Origin of the sequence: Bacillus cereus group sp. BfR-BA-01408, assembly GCF_022663305.1 — a bacterium.
GTDB lineage: Bacteria > Bacillota > Bacilli > Bacillales > Bacillaceae_G > Bacillus_A > Bacillus_A pacificus.
The window spans coordinates 1-18,529 of the sequence record NZ_JAKUFF010000055.1 but is presented as its reverse complement, the minus strand read 5'-3'; the positions used below and the strand labels follow the sequence as shown (position 1 = coordinate 18,529).

Below are 18,529 nucleotides of genomic sequence, written 5' to 3'. Positions count from 1 at the left end.
ATACAATGAATATACCATTCGTTCAATTAAGAGAACTGACACTAGATGATGTAGAAGACCGATATCAATGGTCATTAGATACAAAAGTAACAAAACATTTAGTTGTACCAGATCAATATCCACCGTTCACTCGTGAAGATACAAAAAAATGGATTGAAGCATGTATAAATCGAAAAAATGGTTATGAACAAAGAGCAATCACTACAGAGAACGGCATACATATTGGATGGGTAGATCTTAAAAACTTTGATAAAACAAATAAAAATGCAGAATTGGGAATCGCGATTGGTAATAAAGAATACTGGGGTAAAGGGTATGGAATAGCAGCCCTATATAGTATGTTACATATAGCATTCTTTGAATTTGAATTAGAAAAAGTATGGCTACGTGTAGATGAAGATAATTTTCAAGCTAGAAAGAGCTATGAAAAGGCTGGTTTTGTATGCGAAGGGTTAATGAGAAATGATCGATTACGTAAAGGTCAGTTCATTCATCGCTATCGTTATAGTATGTTAAGAGAAGAATATCAATCTTTAATTAGTAGCTTATAAAAATATTATGTTAATTAAAAGGGGATAGAGAAATATGATTCGATTACTTACGAAAGAAGATGCAAAAAAATATTGGGACTTACGGTTACAAGCATTACAAGTAAACCCTGAGGCATTTGTAACAACTTATGAAGAGGCGATTCGTCAGGAAAATCCTATTAAGCGAGTGGAAAGTAATTTATCAGCTGCTACTAGTTGTACATTTGGTGCTTTTAATGAAGAGAATCAATTAGTTGGAGTTGTTACTTTACTAACAGAAGAGAAAGAGGCGTATAAACATAAAGGGCATATCGTTGCGATGTATGTAGATGTAAGCAATCGAAGAAGTGGCCTTGCACGTGAGTTAATACGTAAGGCAATTGAAAGAGCAAGAGAAATGGACTTGGAACAATTGACATTAGGTGTTGTTTCCACAAATGAGCCAGCAAAAAAGTTGTATGAATCTATGGGCTTTAAAACGTATGGGATTGAAAAAAGAGCTATAAAGATGAATGGTGTGTATAGTGATGATGAACATATGGTGTTGTTCTTGTAAGGGGGGAGTTTCATATGAAAGATCTACTTTTGCAAAGAAATATGAACCCGCAAGTTGCGATTTTGTATGCGACGGTTACGGATACATTTAAACGACTGCAAAAGTTAGTAGAAGGTACTGATGAGAAAGAACTGTCATTTAAAGGGACAGAAAATAATGAAAATAGTATTGGACAACTACTTCAACATTTAGCAGTTGTCGATTTACATTGGGTGTACCGATTAAAAGGAGAAGCAATTCCGCTCGCACTTGAAAATATATATGGACCTATGTTAAATGAAGCAGGAGAGCTGCCAAGTTTAAGAAAACAGACGTTGCAACAATTAATGCAAAATTATGAAGTTGTGCAACATATGTTTTATGAGGAATGTATGAAACTAACAGAAAATGATTTAACACGAGAAGTTTTTTATCCGACTTTAATGGGCAGTAAGACCCCCACCTCAAAATGCAGCGAAAGCAAAGAAGTTAGGAGGGGGATCAACTGCCCATAAAAGTCCGATTGGTTCAACTAATAATCAGTGGGGGATGAAGAAAACCCCCACTGATTAAAGTTTCACTTTATGAAAAGGGAGAAAATGCGACTATAAGGTGGGGGATATGGCACATAGCTGATCATAATCGGTACCATCAAGCTCATATTAGTCAGTTAAGAAAACTATATAGAGCTAGATACACGCGAGATGAAAAATTTGAATTTTAATTATATTTAAATTGTTGTATAGTAGTAAGAAGAAACTGAACAAGGGGTTTTATAATGAAAGCTATAGCAGTAGGGATATTGGCATCATTTTTCTTTGCCTTTACCTTCGTTTTAAACCGGGCGATGGACTTAGAAGGTGGAAGCTGGATTTGGAGTGCATCATTACGGTACTACTTTATGGTTCCGATGCTTTTACTTATTGTCATGTATAGAGGAAACTTAAAGCAACTCTTTCAATATATGAAAAACAATCCGAAAGAATGGTTAGTTTGGAGTATCGTTGGATTTGGTCTCTTCTATGCACCACTTAGTTTTGCCGGAGCTTTTGGACCTGGTTGGCTCGTTGCATCAACATGGCAAATTACAATCGTCGCAGGGATTTTATTAACACCATTTTTTGCGGTAGATCCATTACATAAAAAACTCCCAATGAAGGAATTAGTTATGTCGGGTATTATTTTATGCGGTGTTGTACTTATGCAAGTAGAACATGCTTCTTCATTAGGAATTCGTGAAACTGTTTTATGTGTCGTTCCTGTACTTATTGCAGCGTTTGCGTATCCTCTTGGAAATCGAAAAATGATGCAAGTTTGTAAAGGGGAGTTAGATGTATTCCAGCGAGTTCTCGGTATGACTTTAGCCAGTTTACCATTTTGGTTTTTACTATCTGGTTATGAAGTATCAACAGGCGGACTACCGTCAAGTAGTCAAGTTTTTCAATGTTTTATTGTAGCAGTTAGTTCTGGCTTAATCGCAACGGTATTATTCTTCTTTGCGACAGATCTTGTAAAAGATGATCCACAAAAACTAGCAACAGTGGAAGCGACTCAGTCCGGTGAGGTTTTATTTGCGCTAGTAGGAGAACTTATCTTGTTATCTGCACCAATTCCGTCATCTTTATCTTGGATTGGTATGAGCCTCGTTATTATCGGAATGATACTACATAGTTATGTAGCGGTCGTTGTGAAGAAAGAAGAAAAAATAACTGCGTGATGAGATTAGCTCTTTATATAAAGAGCTAATCTTTTTTCATAGAAAGGAATGATGATATGAATTTGCAATGTGTTAAACAAATTGAGAAAGATCCCATATTAAATGTACTACTGTATGCAGTCGGCCCAAGTGAATCTAGCAAAAAGAAAGCAGTTTTATTTTATGAAAGCAATAAAGGGACTTTGCATAAATATGAGGAAAAGGCTTGCATAGGTATTGAAATAACCGGAGCAAATAAAGCGAGAATATGCCACATAGCAGTGGTACCGCAATATCGTCATAAAGGAATAGCGGTGCAAATGATAAAGGAAATAGTAAGAATGTATCAATTGACGTATCTAGAGGCAGAGACAGACGCTGAGGCAGTAAAATTTTATAAGAAAATGGGTTTTCAGATTCAAAGTTTAGGAGAAAAATATCCGGGGATTGAAAGGTTTCATTGTTATTTGGAAAAATAGTACGAAAATATGCAAATATATATTGTGTTTAGTTTGAAAAAAGTAACATTTACATTATATAATAAAGGTATCTGGAAAAATATAGATAATGGAAATTAGGTGTATAACACATGAGAATGGATAAAAGTAAATTTATAAAAATTGCTACTTCAATAGGGGTATCATCTTTTTTATTAACTGGATGTGGTGATTATGAAGAAGATACTGCTCAACAAGAAAGTACTGCTGTTAAAACAGATGGTGCAAAACAGGGAAATGAACAAGAAACATTAAATTGCGATGATAAAACGCCTACTAATGAAAATGTAGAAAATGATGAGTTATGTAAGGAAATGAATCCATCATTTTCATCGTATCATGAAAATTCACATTTACCGATACTTCCATTCGTAGCAGGATATTTATTAGCAAGCAGAACTTCAAATATGAATTATACAGCAAAACCAAATATAATGAAGAAACCGTATGCAAATAATATTATTCCATATCGTGAGAAAGACCAAAGTAGAACTGGTGGCAGCGGTGGAGGAGGATACTACGGTGGAACTAATAGCAACAACAATAATTCTTCTAATAAAGTGGATTTAAATAAACAACAGCCAAATTCCTCAAATAAAGCGACGCCAGATACAAATACGCCAAAATCATCTACGACACAAACGCCAAAAGTGAATTCAGGTTCAAGTGGAATTGGGAACGCAAAAGCGCCAGCCGGATCATAACACGAAAGGATAATAGAATCATGTATACAGAACAAGAGCAGAAAGAGTATATGAAAGTATGGTTTTCACTAGCGGAAGAGGCTGGTCGGAATGGATTTACTTGGCCGAGTCTATTAGAAAATGAAGAATGGAATCAATATATGGCAACAGGTATGTATCGTATGCCTGTAAACACATATACTGCTATTTCGAAAGCAACAGAAGAAATTATGTACGTGTTATATAGAACGTATCAATATATTCTCAATACGGCAGAAGATTTTCAAACACTAGGATTTCCTGCTGAAACATGGGAAATTGCGAGAATGAAACACACTGGTTTGTTTTCATATTTTACGAGATTTGACTTTATCGTAAATGGTGAAGATATAAAGTTAATAGAAGTAAATTGTGATACACCAACAGGTTATTTAGAGCCATCTGTTGCAAATGAAGTGTTGTGCCGTTATCACGATGTAAATCACCCAAATCATATAGAAGAGCATATTGTGCAGGCGTGGGAACAAATTAAACATGACTATAGTATAGATCCTAGAGAAACGATTTATTTTACGAGTTATGATTGGCATGATGAAGACCATCAAACGGTTCAATTTTTAAGAAGTTATTGTTTAGATCAATCAACGGATTATATAGGTATACAAGATATTGTCGTTGCAGATGATGGTATATATACGCAAAATGGTGAACGAATTCATTATTTATATAGACTATATCCAATTGAATATTTAGTTTCAGATGCTGATAAAAACGGGAAAAGAATTGGACTCCAGTTTTTAGATCATATTGCGCAAGGTAGAGTGAAAATCATTAATCCACCAGCTGCTTTTCTTATGCAAAATAAAAGTGTACTCGCATTAATATGGCAACTTTACGAAGAGGAAGTTTTCTTTGAGGAAGAGGAGCGAGGAATCATTCAGAACTACTTTTTACCGACATATTTTACAAATAAACCGTTTATAGAACGAAATGAATCATATGTATCTAAACCTTTATACGGCCGTGAAGGCGGAGGAGTATCTATATACGAAAATAATGAACTATTAGCTGAAGATAAAACAGAGTATTACTTTGAACAGCGGAAAATATATCAGCAATACATAGAAATGCCTGACTATACAATTGACACATGGGACGGTCCGTATACTGGTAAACTATTAATTGGTTCACACTGTATTAGCGGGAGAGCTGCTGGTTTATTTTTACGTGTAGGTGAGAAAATAACGGGAAACTTATCGATGTTTACTGGAGTTACAATTGAAGGATAAATGGAACAAAGAGCTCATCATTTTTGATGGGCTCTTTCGTTTAAATATATTGTTTTTATTGCTGTGATGTAACGCCTTCATGTTGCTTCTTTTGTTATATAAAACTAATTTATTACCATTTTTTGTGTAGATAAAAATGATTAAGTTAAAAATTAAGAAAAATATGATAATATATGTATGTAGTAGTTTAAAACAAAATGGGGGAACAATCGTGAAAATGAATGAAATAGTGGCAAGTACGCCATTGCCAAATACAATTAAAACAATTACAAATGATTTAAGAAAATTAGGATTAGAAAAAGGAATGACAGTTATTGTACATTCTTCGTTAAGTTCCATAGGCTGGGTATCTGGAGGCGCAGTTGCAGTAGTAGAGGCGTTAATGAATGTTATTACAGAAGAGGGAACGATCATTATGCCAACTCAATCTTCGGATTTATCTGATCCGAAACATTGGTCAAGACCACCTGTACCTGAAGAATGGTGGCAAATTATTCGGGATAACGTCCCAGCATTTGAGCCACATATAACGCCAACAAGGGCAATGGGAAAAGTAGTTGAATGTTTTCGTACATATCCGAATGTAGTACGTAGTAACCATCCATTAGGAAGTTTTGCTGCATGGGGAAGACATGCAGAAGAAATAACGATGAATCAGTCACTATCAATGAGTTTAGGAGAAGAATCTCCATTAAGAAAAATATACGATTTAGACGGATACATATTATTAATTGGTGTTGGATATGATTCCAATACTTCTGTACATTTATCAGAAGTACGTTCTGGTGCGTGTGAGTTAATAAAAGTAGGGGCACCCATTATAGAAAATGGTGAAAGAGTGTGGAAAGAATTTGTTGATATGGATTACGATTCTGACAAATTTGTAGAAATTGGTGTGGAATTTGAGCAAAAGGGAACTGTGAAAATAGGGAAAATAGGAAACGCAAAGTGCCGTCTTATGAAACAACGTGATATAGTTGATTTTGGAACAGAATGGTTTCGTAAGAAAAATTAGTAAGGGATGGTTACAATGAAGGGGAAAAAGGTATTAATTACAAGCGGTGGTTGTTTAGAAAAATGGGATCAAGTTCGTGGTCATACGAATATGGCAAAAGGAACAATTGGAAGAATAATCGCCGAAGAACTTATAAGTAAAGGGGCCTATGTTATATATTTACATGGTTATTTTGCGGAGAAACCGAATGATATAAACAATCAATTAGAATTACACCCATTTGAAGGAATTGTTGATTTACAAGATAAAATGAAGAGTATCATTACGCATGAAAAAGTCGATGCGGTTATTATGGCAGCGGCTGGATCTGATTGGATTGTGGACAAGATTTGTGATCAAGAGGGCAATGTTCTTGATATGAATGGAAAAATCTCAAGTGATATAGCGCCAATTATACATTTTCAAAAGGCACCGAAAGTATTAAAACAAATAAAAGAGTGGGATCCAGAAACTGTACTCGTTGGCTTTAAACTTGAAAGTGACGTAAATAAAGAAGAACTGTTTGAAAGAGCGAAAAATAGAATGGAAGAAGCGAAGGCGAGTGTAATGATTGCAAATTCACCACATTCTTTATATTCGCGCGGAGCAATGCACTACGTAATTGGACAAGACGGTAAAGGGCAGTTATGTAATGGAAAAGATGAAACAGCGAAAGAAATTGTCAAAAGGTTAGAAGTACTATGTAATCGCGTTACTGTTTTATAATTTTAAGTATTTGGATAAGAGTGAATCCGCATAGTATATATTGGTAAGCGAAACTTTAATTTATGGGAATTTTACTTTTACACAAACGTTAACCATTCAATATGGATACATAGAATAATTGGTGAGGAGTGAATTCTATGGAACATTTATTAAAGCAAGCTATTAAACTCCGGAAAGAAAAGAAATATGCGCAGTCTAAAGAGATACTCATCGGATTAACAAACTTTACGAGGGATGCAGAAGTACTTTATCAATGTGCCTGGATACATGATGTAATGGGTCTTGAAACAGAAGCTATGCCGTATTATGAACAGGCAATTGCAAACGGTCTTGAAGGGGAGTCACTTTGCGGCGCATATATCGGTCTTGGTAGTACATATCGTTGTATAGGCGAGTATGATAAAGCAATTACTGTTTTAGAAACAGGTTTGCAGCAGTTTCCAGATAATGATGTGATGAAAGTATTTTTGTCATTAGCGAAATATAACGTAAACGATCATGAATCCGCAATGAAATTATTACTTGAAACAGTCGTAAAAGTAGAAGAAGTTAAAGAGTTTGAACGGGCTATTTCATTTTATAAAGACCATTTAAACGAGGTTTTTAAATAGAGGAGTGAAAGTATGAGTGTCACACTTTCGCGAAGGCGAAAAGGTATATGGATTGGACTCGTATCTTTAATCTTATTATCAAACTATTTATTGTATGCTCTTCCGATTGTACCAGCTACTCCGAAAGAAGTTGTTCTTGGGTCATTATTAGATTGTATGTTTGTAATTCCGGTCATTACGTATTTCTTTATTATTCGAAAAAGATACTCGTTAACGTATATATTCCCTGTCGTAATAGCTGGTTATATATTTGCAAGATTTATTATTCCAAGCGACTATTTACAAGCTTTTTCATACGTTTCTTATATTATAGTTGCAGGAGAAATTGCTTTTGTATGTGTAGAGTTATTCCTTCTATATAAAATTGTTAGAAAGCTTCCTAACATAATAAAAAAATATAAAGAATATAAAAGTGAGTATTCTTCATTTTCTTATGCAATTGATGCTGCGTTTGACGCTGCTATGAAAAGAAATAAATTAGTAGATATTATTGTAACAGAGTGTAAGTTAATCTATTATGCATTTTTATCGTGGCGTGAAAAAGTACCAGAAGGTGAATACGTATACTCATATCACAAAAAGACTGGCGCAATAGGTGTATATATTATGATCATCCATGCGACCTTAATAGAAAGTATCGGCTTTCATTATTTGTTTCATCAATGGAATCCAGTTGTAGCATGGGTGTTACTTACTTTAAACGTATATGCAATGTTTTATTTTTTAGCTGAAATACAAGCAATGCGTAAAAATCCAATTATTGTTACGGAAAAAAAGATAATCATTCAAATCGGATTAGGAAAGAAAATTATTATACCTTTTACACAAATTGATAAGATTACGTTCTATAAAGGAGAACTTTTAAAGAAAGAGAAAGAGGTTCTTGACGCAACGGTGATGGAATTTATAAAGGAACCTCCAACATTTGAAATTATACTTAAAGAGCCGGCGAAAGTACAATTGTTATATGGGTTTTCTAAAACAGTAAGTCGTGTTCACTTAAATGTTGATGAGGAACGGAATTTTTATGATGTGATGACGGAGAAATTGAACCATGAATAATGCTACTAATTTTCATCGTACGTTTGGTGTGTATGGCATTTGTATCGAAAACAATAACATATTAGTAATAGATAAAATTAAAGGTCCATATAAGAACAGATATGATCTACCTGGAGGGAGCTTAAATGAAGAGGAGTCGTTGTTATCGGCACTCCATAGGGAATGTAAAGAAGAAACTGGATTAGAAGTAAAGGTTATAAAGCAAGTAGGTACGGTTGATTTTTAATACCCTTCAAAGTTTAAAGATTATACACATGTACACCATATTGCAGTTTTGTATGATGTTGAAAAGAGTGCAGGGAAAATCATAGTACCAAAACAATTTGAAGGTCAAGATTCTTTAGGAGCGAGATGGGTTTCTATAGAAAGCATTACAGAAGACAATTCATCTCCACTTGTATGTAGTGCAGTAGAATGGCTGAAAACAAATGAGCTTCCATTAGAAGTGAAAAAATATGAAGCATGGACAGTGAAAAACTCCTTCTAAAATAAGAGGGAGTTTTATTGTGTACTTGGAGACCAAATACTTCTTTATGACTATATAAACCGATATAATAAAGCTAGAAATAGCATAAGGGGAAACAAAGAATGAATAAATTACTAACATCCAAAAGTGAAATTATAGAAAGAAAAATACGATATGACTCGACAACAGTAGAACACACTTGTTTATTACTTGAAAAGCAGTTGCGAAGTATCGTGTTATTTCATGAGGTTCAGTATTCATTTACGATGAATACACATGATTCAAGTTTAACAATCCCGAAAGGCAGTTACACCATTGCATACTACTGGGAGGATCGTCCGTACAATTTATACATATGGAGAGATAAGGATGGAATGTATGTAGGCTCTTATTTTAATGTTGTAAAAAATACGCAAATAACAGATGAACTAGTGTCATTTGAAGATTTAATTATTGATATTTTGGTACTTCCAAGTGGAGAATATTTTATTTTAGATGAGGATGAGTTGCCTGAGTCTTTAGAGGAGTTTGAGGATGGTTATGTGAATGAAGCTCTTAATGTATTAGAGGAAATAATTCAAAAGACCCTTCCTCAAATGATTGTAGAAACAGAAAGAGTGAGGTTAAACTAAAGTGTAATCGATTTGAAAATAGAATACGTGTTTAATGAAATTGAGTAGTCTCAAGTTATATAATCTAACTTTTTTGATAAGTCTAAGGTTAGATGTATATTTCTTGGGATTACTCTTTTTTGTGGAAATTAATATTGACTGAATATAGTTCAGTCGTTTATGATTGAATCAGATTCAGTCGAGGACAAACTTAGTAGGAGATGGCCTATGAAAAGAATATCAAAAGAACCAGATATAAGACGACAAGAGTTAATGGATATTGGCTTTGAACTATATATGAAAAATGGTATGAAAGGATTTGGCATAAAAGATGTTGTGAATCATGCAGGTGTAGCAACAGGCTTATTTTATTATTACTTCAAGTCTAAAGATAACTTTGTTGATGAAGTGTTAAATGATTTTATTGTGAAAAATATGAAGTTAATCGAAGAAGTACTAATTTCAAATGAACGGTCTGTCATGCAAAAGATGGAAGATTCTCTAAATATATTTTGGACATTTATTGAAAAATTAGCGCCTTATAAAAATGTGAGTTCTTTTCAGACAGAACAACATTTTCAACTGGAACAGAAATTATTCACGCGAATTCAGCCATTAATTCGACAAGTGATTGAAGAAGGGATGAAAACGGGGATTTTTAATACTGATAACTCATTACTAGCTTCAGGTTTTATTTTATACGGTCTTAGCAGTGTTGCTCATTCAGAGGTGAATTTGAATTTAGATACGAAGCAAAAAATGGTTAATTTAGTATTAAATACACTACGATATGATCAAAGAGAAGGAGAATGTATATGAAGATTATGATCGATGGAAACAATATTTCGAATGAACAACTTACAAAATGGAAAAGAGAACGTATTAAAAAAGTTTTAAATACATTAGGACATAAAGAGCAAGAATTAAATGATACAGACGTTATGATAAAAAAACTAACGGAACTAAAATTAAATTATTCATACGATGAAATGTATGATAAGTTGAAGTCTAAACTTAAATTAAGTGAAATGGGTATGCGTATCGCTACAGTTTTATCTGGTAATAGACGGAAATTTTCAAAAACAAGTATTTATTTAGATGGGATTACAGCAGAAGAAGCGATAAATGGGATTGACAGTTTTATGCTTGAACAATCACGTGAAAATAATCAGGTGAACTTGTCAGCTTGTCCTGATCACTATGTACTAAGACCGTTTGGGGAAAATGAATTAGAAGTTATCGAAACAACTGGTAATTCTCCATTTCCAGTTCAATTTTTTATTGTTTTTGGTGACGAAACGGGATTGAAGACACCTAGAGATAAGTCTTATCAATACCAATCAACAGGTGTTGCACGTATGAAAGACGGTACTACTATTGGTGGAGTTCGACATCAATTCAAAGATACAGATACTGGTATAGAAGTAAGTCTAGTTGTAGAGTTTCCAGCACTTTGTCCTAATAGCCTTATTAAATCGCACCAAATGCATTTGGCATGTGAGTTTTCTTATTGGTTACAGTGGATTAAGAACCATAAAAAATAAATAACAATAAGGATGTTCAAACGAACCATATGTATTTTTTAACAAAACCCAGTTGACTTATCGGAAATATTTGTATAATATGTACTTAATTCTATTACGTATTGCTGATTGGAGAAACCAAAGGCATTTTATCTATTGATAAAATGCCTTTGGTTTTTTTATTGCATAAATACTGAATCGGTTCATTTAGATGAATCATTTCAAGGAGGCGAAGAAGTGACTGTTTCAATTGATGGAGTATCAAAATATTTTTCGAAACAAACTCGTACTGTTCAAGTATTAGAGAATATTAATTTTCAATTAGAGAAAGGGGATTTTGTTACAGTAATTGGTCCGAGTGGCTGCGGAAAAAGTACACTATTAAAAATTATTGCAGGCTTAGACAGCGATTTTGAAGGAGAAATCATTATTGACGGAGAGCGTATAACAAAACCGAGTAAGAAGCAAGGATTTATATTTCAAGAGCATCGATTGTTTCCGTGGCTTACAGTGGAAGAAAATATTGCGGCTGATTTGTCATTAAAAGATAAGTATGTGAAGGATAAGGTAAAGGAATGGGTTGAAATTGTTCGACTAGATGGTTTTGAAAAATCATATCCGAAAGAAATATCAGGCGGGATGTCACAACGTGTTGCGATTGCAAGAGCGTTGCTAAGAGATCCAAATGTATTGTTACTTGATGAGCCATTTGGAGCACTGGATGCATTTACCCGAAGTCATTTGCAAGAAGTACTGCTCAACATTTGGGAACAAAAAAAGACGACAATGATATTCGTTACACATGATATAGACGAAGCAATATATCTTTCAAACAGAATTGTCATCATGAGTGCAAAGCCTGGAAAAATACATAAAGTGATTGAAAATAATTTACCTTATCCGCGTAGTAAAACTTCGGAGTCATTCCAAGAAATTCGAAAGAAAGTATTACAGCAGTTTGAACGCGGGGGACTAATTCAAACAAGTATATAGGGAAAGGGTGAGTATATGTATAAAAAAATCAAAATTCTTTCTTTTGCATTAGCTATTTCTTTCTTTTTATTCGGATGTGAAAAAAGCACAGCAAGTAGTAAGAAGGAAGATGTAACAGTACAAATTGGTATTCAACAAGGATTAAGTCCACTATTACTCGCACAGAAAAAAGGATGGTTTGAAGAGGAGTTTAAAAAAGAAGGAGTTAAGGTGAAGTGGACAGAGTTCCAAAGCGGACCTCCTTATTTTGAGGCAATCGCATCAAATCGATTAGACTTTGGTGAAGTCGGCAACTCTCCAGTTATTTCCGCGCAAGCAGCAGGTATTGAATTTACTGAAATTGCTAATACGAGTTATGCGAGAAAAGGAACAGGCATTCTTGTACAAAAGGATAGCAAGATTACGAGTGTAAAAGATTTAAAAGGTAAAAAAATTGCAGTAGCAAAAGGAAGTAGCGCATTTAATTTATTGTATCGAGCGCTTGATAAAGAAGGTATCAATGCAAAAGATGTAAATGTCATTCAGTTACAACCAGATGAAGCGCAGCCAGCATTTGAATCAGGATCAGTAGATGCATGGGCGATTTGGGATCCTTTCATATCGTTACATACGGTAAATAAAGGAGCGAAGGTGATTACAGATGGTGAACAATTAAACGTATCTTCCCCAGAGTTTTTAATTGCGAGAACAAAATTTGCGAAAGAGCATCCAGAATTAGTGGAGAAATTCCTTAAAGTATATGAAAAAGCACGTGTATGGCAAGATGAAAACTTGGATGAAGCAATAAAAATATACACTTCTGCAAAGAAAATAGATGCAGATATTGTAAAAGAAGTGTTTAATCACGACAAACCCATCTTAGTTCCGGTAACGAAAGAAATAGTTGCAGAACAGCAACAGACAGCAGATTTTCAATATAAGCTCGGTTCTATAAAGAAAGAAATCAAAACAGATAAAGTTGTAGATAATTCTTTCGTAGAAAAAGCAATAAAGGCGAAATGAAAAGAGGTTTTGTAAATTGGAAAATACGAAGGCTGCTGTGAAAAGGGCGAGTTTAACGATTGGCAAAAGTAATGTCAATGTAAAAAAAGTGCGAAAGACAAATGTAAAAGTGTTAGTAAGAGCGATTACGATACCAATTGTCGTATTAATTATTTGGCAGTTAGCTGGCGTATTCGATTTAGTCTCTAAAACAGTATTACCAACGCCATTACATATATTTCTAGCTTTCCAAGAACTTATAAAAACAGGAGAGTTATACGGTCATCTAAGTATCAGTGTATTCAGGGCTGCGGCTGGTTTCTTTATTGGTGGGAGTCTAGGAATTATATTAGGAACGATTGTTGGGTTTTCAACGAGAAGCGAGCAATATTTAGATCCTTCAGTACAAATGTTAAGAACTGTGCCTCACTTAGCTGTTGCACCGCTTTTCGTATTATGGTTCGGTTTTGGTGAAACATCGAAAGTGTTATTAATTGCAGATGGTGCATTTTTTCCTTTATACGTAAACGCGTTTCTAGGAATACGAGGTGTAGATTCAAAGTTATTTGATGTTGCGAGAGTGTTAGAGTTTAGTAAAAGAAAATTAATTACAAAATTAATTTTACCTGCCGCATTACCTAACCTTTTACTAGGAGCAAGATTATCATTAGGAGTTGCATGGGTGAGTTTAGTAGTAGCAGAACTTATGGGATCTACAGAAGGTATTGGCTATATGATAATGGATGCAAGGCAATTTTCAAATACAGATATTGTATTTGTCGGTATTATTATCTTTGCATTCGTTGGGAAGTTTTCTGATTCACTTGTTCGTTTACTAGAAGTGAAGTTTTTAAGATGGAGAGATAATTTTAAAGGAGAGATAGGAAATTAACATATAAATTATTAGGGGTAATTTATATAGAGTATTTTAGTGTATGTTTCAACATAAATAAGGGGTGTGTAAAGGTATGGAATTATTATGGTTTATTCCGGCGTATGGAGATGGTCGATATTTAGGAACGACAAAACGAGGAAGAGCAGCTGAGTATGGTTATTATAAACAAGTTGCACAGGCAGCCGATTATTTAGGATATACAGGTGTGTTACTTCCAACTGGTCAAGGTTGTGAAGATCCATGGGTACTTGCATCGGCACTTGCAGCTGAGACAGAGAAATTAAAGTTTTTAGTAGCAGTTAGACCAGGACTAATGTCACCGACAGTTGCAGCGAGGATGGCTTCTACATTTGATAGAATTTCAGACGGGAGGTTACTTATTAATGTAGTAGCTGGAGGGGATCCAGTTGAATTACAAGGAGATGGATTATATCTTGAACATGATGAAAGGTATGAAGCAGCTGATGAATTCTTAAAAGTTTGGAAATCGACTTTGCAAGGTGAGACCATTTCACTAGAAGGAAAACATATTAAAGTTACAGATAGTAAAGTTGTGTTCCCACCAGTTCAAACGCCATACCCTCCTATATATTTTGGAGGATCATCCACTGCTGGAAAGGAAGTTGCAGCAGAACATAGTGATGTATATTTAACGTGGGGAGAGCCGCCAGAGCAAGTGAAGGAGAAAATAGAGGAAGTAAGAAAACTGGCAGAAGAGAAGGGGCGTTCAGTACGATTTGGCATCAGGTTACACGTAATTGTAAGAGAAACAGAAGAAGAAGCGTGGGAAGAGGCAGAACGTTTAATTCAATATGTAGATAATGAGACAATTGAGCTTGCTCAAAAGACATTTGCAAGATATGATTCAGTTGGTCAAAAACGAATGACCCATTTAAATAAAGGTACACGAGAGTCGTTAGAGATAAGTCCTAATTTATGGGCTGGCATCGGGCTTGTAAGAGGTGGTGCAGGTACTGCGCTTGTTGGAGATCTGCATACAGTAGCAAATAGAATAAAAGAATATGAAGCTTTAGGAATTGATACATTTGTTTTATCAGGATATCCACATTTAGAAGAGGCATATGAAGTGGCAGAACTGTTATTTCCTTTATTGAAGGAAGATAAGAAGCAAGAAAATAAAATTGTTGGTGAAATGATAGCTGATGCATATGCATTAAAAAAATAGTGAGAAATAAAGGGAAGCTTTCATCCTTTGGGTGAATTGTCCCAAAGGATTATTAGCCTTCACCAATTGGGTATTTAGAGGCAGTTTCACCTATGTTTTGCTTCATTTTGTTTACTGCCTGTTAATACGGGGTAAAAAACTCGCAAGTAAATGACTTGCGAGTTTTCATCGTAAACTATTAGAAAATATGATAAAATTAAATAGTAACTTAAGGTACGGTTGGTTGTTCAATTATCACTTCTCCAACTAGGAGGGGGGTGATAATAAGTGAGTGAAATAGCGTTGTTACTGCAAGGTGGACTGTTTCTCGTTGCATTGTTAACATTCGTCGTCGTTTTAATAGACAAGCTCAAAAAATAACAACCCACCTATGCCAATAGAATGTGGGTTGTTTTGTTTGTAAGAAACAAATAGGATAAATGAACAATCCAATCTGCTAAGTTACGTGGACTAGTGTGTAGCCGCACACTAGTCTTTTTTATTTATATACAATTTATAATTGGTTTATGTGATTGTATTGTTCTTTTCATACTTATTATAACACAGTGTCTTTTCATCAAGAAAGGAGACCGTATGTTCTGTTTCTAATTAAATAGAAGGTGACTTTTCTTTAAAGAGCCCGTCCATATACTGTTTTAAAGTTTGAACGTAAAATTCTTGCTTATTTACATCATTAACGCCGACAATTGGTGAAGGAAGTTCATATCTCTTTTCTGATAAATGAACGACAACATCAAAAATATCAAATAGACGAATGAAACAGAACAGGCCATCTTTATCACTTAATAAAATAAAGTAGTGGTTTTCGCTATTTGTATTTAATGTATTCCATAAAGAACTTTTGCTTAAATCACGAACAATGCTCTTTTCTTTTAATTCCATGAAGTCGGCATTTGATAGGATGCTAGAAATATCAATCGCATCTGGATCTTCAAAATAGCCATCGACTGCTTGTACAGCGAAAGTATAAGCCATTTTTAATACACTCATTTTATACTTACGGTTATCTAAAAGTAATTCACGTTGAATAGAGCTAGCTACTTTCGTTACACGTTCTTCTTTCCAAATTTCATTATGTAGTGAAATATCGTGCTTTTTACATAGTTTCATAATTAATGCATTGGAATAAAGTATTTCGTCACTTACTTCAACAACATCCGTCTCAGCCGCTGCAAGTTCCTCACCATGCTCATTCGTATAGAGCGGGGAGTCAATCTGTTTTTTCATGTGTTCAATCTTAAACTGACTTAATTTATGCCGGATTAAGGGGCGATCAATATTTGTTGTCATTTGTTCATAACAAGTATCACAAATTGAGTTTGTGAAATAATATCCACATAATATTTCTGGGATGACATATTGTTCACTAAGTTCTTTCGTATCTTTTCTGCAAATGATGCATTGTGTCATTTTTATCACCTTTACCTGCAAATTTGTATGTAATCTCATTGTAGTGTATTTATTGGTATTTTGGAATATTGTAAAGGAAAATATTATGTGAAATTGTTACTTATTTTGGTACAATGAAGAGAAGTGCTAGTTTAAAGGAGGACGTTTTTTTGAAATCGAAAGTGCACTTTTGGACATTAGAAGTGCTAATGGTTGTAGCGATCATATTTATTTGCACAAAAATATCGTTTCTATTTCAACCGATTGGTATCTTCATATCAACGCTGTTTTTCCCAATCTTAATCGCGTTATTTTTATACTTCATATTTAATCCGGTGTTAGTCTTTTTAGAGGAGAAAAAAGTACCTAGAAATTTAGCGATTTTACTGTTATATCTTTTTATCATAACATTAACTGCGGTTGGCGTTGGGGTAGTTGTTCCAACGATCTCACAACAGCTAATGGATTTAGTGAAAAATATGCCAGGCTATATAAAAGAGGGAAAACTATACATACAAGATTTATCCCATCATAGATTGTTTGAATGGTTATCTACGCAAAACTATGTTTCCATTGAAACAATTGAAAAAAATGCAATTGAATACTTAAAGGATATACCAAACACAATTACGTCGAGTGCAACGGCTTTATTTGGTATCATAACGAACGTCGCATTAGTTATTTTTACAGTACCGTTCATTTTATTTTATATGTTTAAAGATGGACATGCGTTTCCAGGAAAAGCAGTAAGTTTATTACCAGAGTCATACCGTGAAGAAGGGCTTCGTATCATTAAGGAAACGAACGAAACATTATCTGCATATATTCAAGGGCAAGCGCTCGTTTGTATATTTGTAGGTGCTTTTACTTTTATCGGTTATTTAATTATTGATTTACCGTACGCTTTTGTTTTAGGAATTATAGCTGCATTTACAAATATAATTCCTAACTTAGGTCCATTTATCGGTGCAGCACCAGCTGTTATTGTAGGTTTGTTCGTATCTCCGATGCAAGCGTTGTACGTAATTATTATCGTAACAATTGTACAACAATTTGAAAGCAACATCATTTCACCGCGTATTATGAGTTCAAAATTAAATATCCATCCGTTAACAATTATTATTTTAATTTTAGGGGTAGGTAACTTTGCGGGAATTATCGGAATGATCTTGGCGGTGCCAGTGTATGCAGTAACGAAAACAGTTGTATCGAACTTAGTGAGATTGTTTAAGACGAAACGAAGTAATCGAAAATAGTATATGTTTAGAAAGATACACCGCTTTTTAAGTGGTGTATCTTTTGTTTATTAACCCAATGTTGAAAAGTGTACAAATGCAATTTTATTGTATATTTATTACACATCAAATATAACGTTAAAGTTGTATGATATAGCTCCAATAAAACTATGTGGAATCCCTCTGAACTATCCAAATCATTTCCTTACAACGTGCTATCAACATCATAATCGACTCCTTTCAAGTTTTATATTTTAAAGGATTATAGGTGAGTGTAGTATTTGCTTCTACGATTTCGAATTTCGTCCATAATCTTTTTGTATTGTTGCTCTTGTTTTAATTCATCTTCAGAAAAGATTTCTTTCTGGATTGTAATTGTTAAAAAGAAAAGGTGAAACTTCATGATACATTCCTCCTTTCGAAAGGAATTATAGATGGCTACAGTAGTGACTTTGACGTTCTTTTACATCTTCCATAGCTTTATTAATTTGATGGTCATGCAATATCTCACTGTCCGAGAACTTAGTTTTTTGAATTGTGATCGTTAAAAAGAATACTTTAAATTTCATTAGATAAAACCCCTTTATAAGTTTATTAGAAAAGACGGCTGTAATAAGAAGCTTGACG

22 protein-coding genes and 2 pseudogenes are annotated in these 18,529 nt (G+C 34.2%); 21 read left to right on the top strand and 3 right to left on the bottom strand.

All coding sequences use genetic code 11. The annotated features are described in order from the left end of the window. Positions 1 to 5: 5 nt before the first annotated feature. From MR083_RS19440 to MR083_RS19340, 20 genes and pseudogenes are all read left to right on the top strand, one after another. Positions 6 to 551 (top strand): GNAT family N-acetyltransferase, encoded by a 546-nt coding sequence (locus MR083_RS19440; RefSeq protein ID WP_049112820.1) that lies wholly within the window; start codon positions 6 to 8, stop codon positions 549 to 551. Positions 552 to 585: 34 nt separating this feature from the next. Continuing rightward, the gene (locus MR083_RS19435; RefSeq protein ID WP_242269722.1) at positions 586 to 1,086 is read left to right on the top strand and encodes a GNAT family N-acetyltransferase; all 501 of its coding nucleotides are present in this window, start codon (positions 586 to 588) and stop codon (positions 1,084 to 1,086) included. 14 nt (positions 1,087 to 1,100) lie between these two features. After that, positions 1,101 to 1,789: pseudogene (locus tag MR083_RS28190) on the top strand (DinB family protein). A 54-nt stretch (positions 1,790 to 1,843) separates the two neighbouring features. Continuing rightward, the gene (locus MR083_RS19420; RefSeq protein WP_000643664.1) at positions 1,844 to 2,782 is read left to right on the top strand and encodes a DMT family transporter; all 939 of its coding nucleotides are present in this window, start codon (positions 1,844 to 1,846) and stop codon (positions 2,780 to 2,782) included. Positions 2,783 to 2,838: 56 nt separating this feature from the next. Beyond that, complete coding sequence (locus MR083_RS19415; protein WP_001053113.1) at positions 2,839 to 3,240, top strand: GNAT family N-acetyltransferase; 402 nt, start codon at positions 2,839 to 2,841, stop codon at positions 3,238 to 3,240. A gap of 110 nt (positions 3,241 to 3,350) precedes the next feature. Next, on the top strand, positions 3,351 to 3,962 hold the full coding sequence (locus tag MR083_RS19410) for a hypothetical protein (RefSeq protein WP_001242159.1): 612 nt from the start codon (positions 3,351 to 3,353) through the stop codon (positions 3,960 to 3,962). 20 nt (positions 3,963 to 3,982) lie between these two features. Continuing rightward, the gene (locus tag MR083_RS19405) at positions 3,983 to 5,230 is read left to right on the top strand and encodes a glutathionylspermidine synthase family protein (RefSeq protein WP_000287878.1); all 1,248 of its coding nucleotides are present in this window, start codon (positions 3,983 to 3,985) and stop codon (positions 5,228 to 5,230) included. A gap of 217 nt (positions 5,231 to 5,447) precedes the next feature. Continuing rightward, a complete protein-coding gene (gene aacC, locus MR083_RS19400; RefSeq protein ID WP_129017028.1) occupies positions 5,448 to 6,245 on the top strand; it encodes a BA2930 family N-acetyltransferase in 798 nt (265 codons plus the stop codon). A 15-nt stretch (positions 6,246 to 6,260) separates the two neighbouring features. After that, on the top strand, positions 6,261 to 6,950 hold the full coding sequence (locus MR083_RS19395) for a phosphopantothenoylcysteine decarboxylase domain-containing protein (protein WP_098921989.1): 690 nt from the start codon (positions 6,261 to 6,263) through the stop codon (positions 6,948 to 6,950). A gap of 137 nt (positions 6,951 to 7,087) precedes the next feature. Further along, a complete protein-coding gene (locus MR083_RS19390; RefSeq protein WP_000400626.1) occupies positions 7,088 to 7,561 on the top strand; it encodes a tetratricopeptide repeat protein in 474 nt (157 codons plus the stop codon). A 12-nt stretch (positions 7,562 to 7,573) separates the two neighbouring features. Beyond that, a complete protein-coding gene (locus MR083_RS19385; protein WP_242269721.1) occupies positions 7,574 to 8,623 on the top strand; it encodes a hypothetical protein in 1,050 nt (349 codons plus the stop codon). After that, positions 8,616 to 9,110, top strand: a pseudogene (locus tag MR083_RS19380) (NUDIX hydrolase). The gene MR083_RS19385 and the pseudogene MR083_RS19380 overlap by 8 nt, the downstream one beginning before the upstream one ends. Before the next feature lie 101 nt (positions 9,111 to 9,211). Next, positions 9,212 to 9,721, top strand: coding sequence for a ribonuclease FAU-1 family protein (locus MR083_RS19375; protein WP_001037888.1), 510 nt, complete (start codon positions 9,212 to 9,214; stop codon positions 9,719 to 9,721). Between the two features lie 207 nt (positions 9,722 to 9,928). Beyond that, positions 9,929 to 10,519 (top strand): TetR/AcrR family transcriptional regulator, encoded by a 591-nt coding sequence (locus MR083_RS19370; RefSeq protein WP_242269720.1) that lies wholly within the window; start codon positions 9,929 to 9,931, stop codon positions 10,517 to 10,519. Then, positions 10,516 to 11,244: a hypothetical protein gene (locus MR083_RS19365; protein WP_000699957.1), complete on the top strand. Its 729-nt coding sequence runs from the start codon at positions 10,516 to 10,518 to the stop codon at positions 11,242 to 11,244. Before MR083_RS19370 ends, MR083_RS19365 begins: the two co-directional genes overlap by 4 nt. A gap of 216 nt (positions 11,245 to 11,460) precedes the next feature. Then, entirely contained in the window at positions 11,461 to 12,216 is a 756-nt protein-coding gene (locus MR083_RS19360; RefSeq protein ID WP_208735706.1) for an ABC transporter ATP-binding protein, read from the top strand. A gap of 15 nt (positions 12,217 to 12,231) precedes the next feature. Then, positions 12,232 to 13,218: an aliphatic sulfonate ABC transporter substrate-binding protein gene (locus tag MR083_RS19355; RefSeq protein ID WP_000277001.1), complete on the top strand. Its 987-nt coding sequence runs from the start codon at positions 12,232 to 12,234 to the stop codon at positions 13,216 to 13,218. Positions 13,219 to 13,234: 16 nt separating this feature from the next. Next, positions 13,235 to 14,089, top strand: coding sequence for an ABC transporter permease (locus tag MR083_RS19350; RefSeq protein WP_000432087.1), 855 nt, complete (start codon positions 13,235 to 13,237; stop codon positions 14,087 to 14,089). A gap of 76 nt (positions 14,090 to 14,165) precedes the next feature. Further along, positions 14,166 to 15,278: an FMNH2-dependent alkanesulfonate monooxygenase gene (gene ssuD / locus MR083_RS19345; RefSeq protein ID WP_242269719.1), complete on the top strand. Its 1,113-nt coding sequence runs from the start codon at positions 14,166 to 14,168 to the stop codon at positions 15,276 to 15,278. Positions 15,279 to 15,545: 267 nt separating this feature from the next. Continuing rightward, a complete protein-coding gene (locus MR083_RS19340) occupies positions 15,546 to 15,638 on the top strand; it encodes a putative holin-like toxin (RefSeq protein WP_001289320.1) in 93 nt (30 codons plus the stop codon). A 228-nt stretch (positions 15,639 to 15,866) separates the two neighbouring features. Here the strand turns inward: MR083_RS19340 and MR083_RS19335 are convergent, their stop codons facing one another. Continuing rightward, positions 15,867 to 16,688, bottom strand: coding sequence for an HNH endonuclease (locus MR083_RS19335; RefSeq protein ID WP_016717766.1), 822 nt, complete (start codon positions 16,686 to 16,688; stop codon positions 15,867 to 15,869). Positions 16,689 to 16,837: 149 nt separating this feature from the next. Here MR083_RS19335 and MR083_RS19330 point away from each other — a divergent pair, with 149 nt between their 5' ends. Further along, a complete protein-coding gene (locus MR083_RS19330; RefSeq protein ID WP_000837888.1) occupies positions 16,838 to 17,923 on the top strand; it encodes an AI-2E family transporter in 1,086 nt (361 codons plus the stop codon). Between the two features lie 241 nt (positions 17,924 to 18,164). On the opposite strand, the gene MR083_RS19325 is transcribed toward MR083_RS19330, so the two are convergent. Together MR083_RS19325 and MR083_RS19320 are read right to left on the bottom strand one after the other, a co-directional pair. Then, a complete protein-coding gene (locus tag MR083_RS19325) occupies positions 18,165 to 18,305 on the bottom strand; it encodes a YrzI family small protein (protein ID WP_000668490.1) in 141 nt (46 codons plus the stop codon). Positions 18,306 to 18,330: 25 nt separating this feature from the next. After that, positions 18,331 to 18,471 (bottom strand): YrzI family small protein, encoded by a 141-nt coding sequence (locus MR083_RS19320; RefSeq protein ID WP_000669812.1) that lies wholly within the window; start codon positions 18,469 to 18,471, stop codon positions 18,331 to 18,333. Between the last annotated feature and the right edge of the window lie 58 nt (positions 18,472 to 18,529).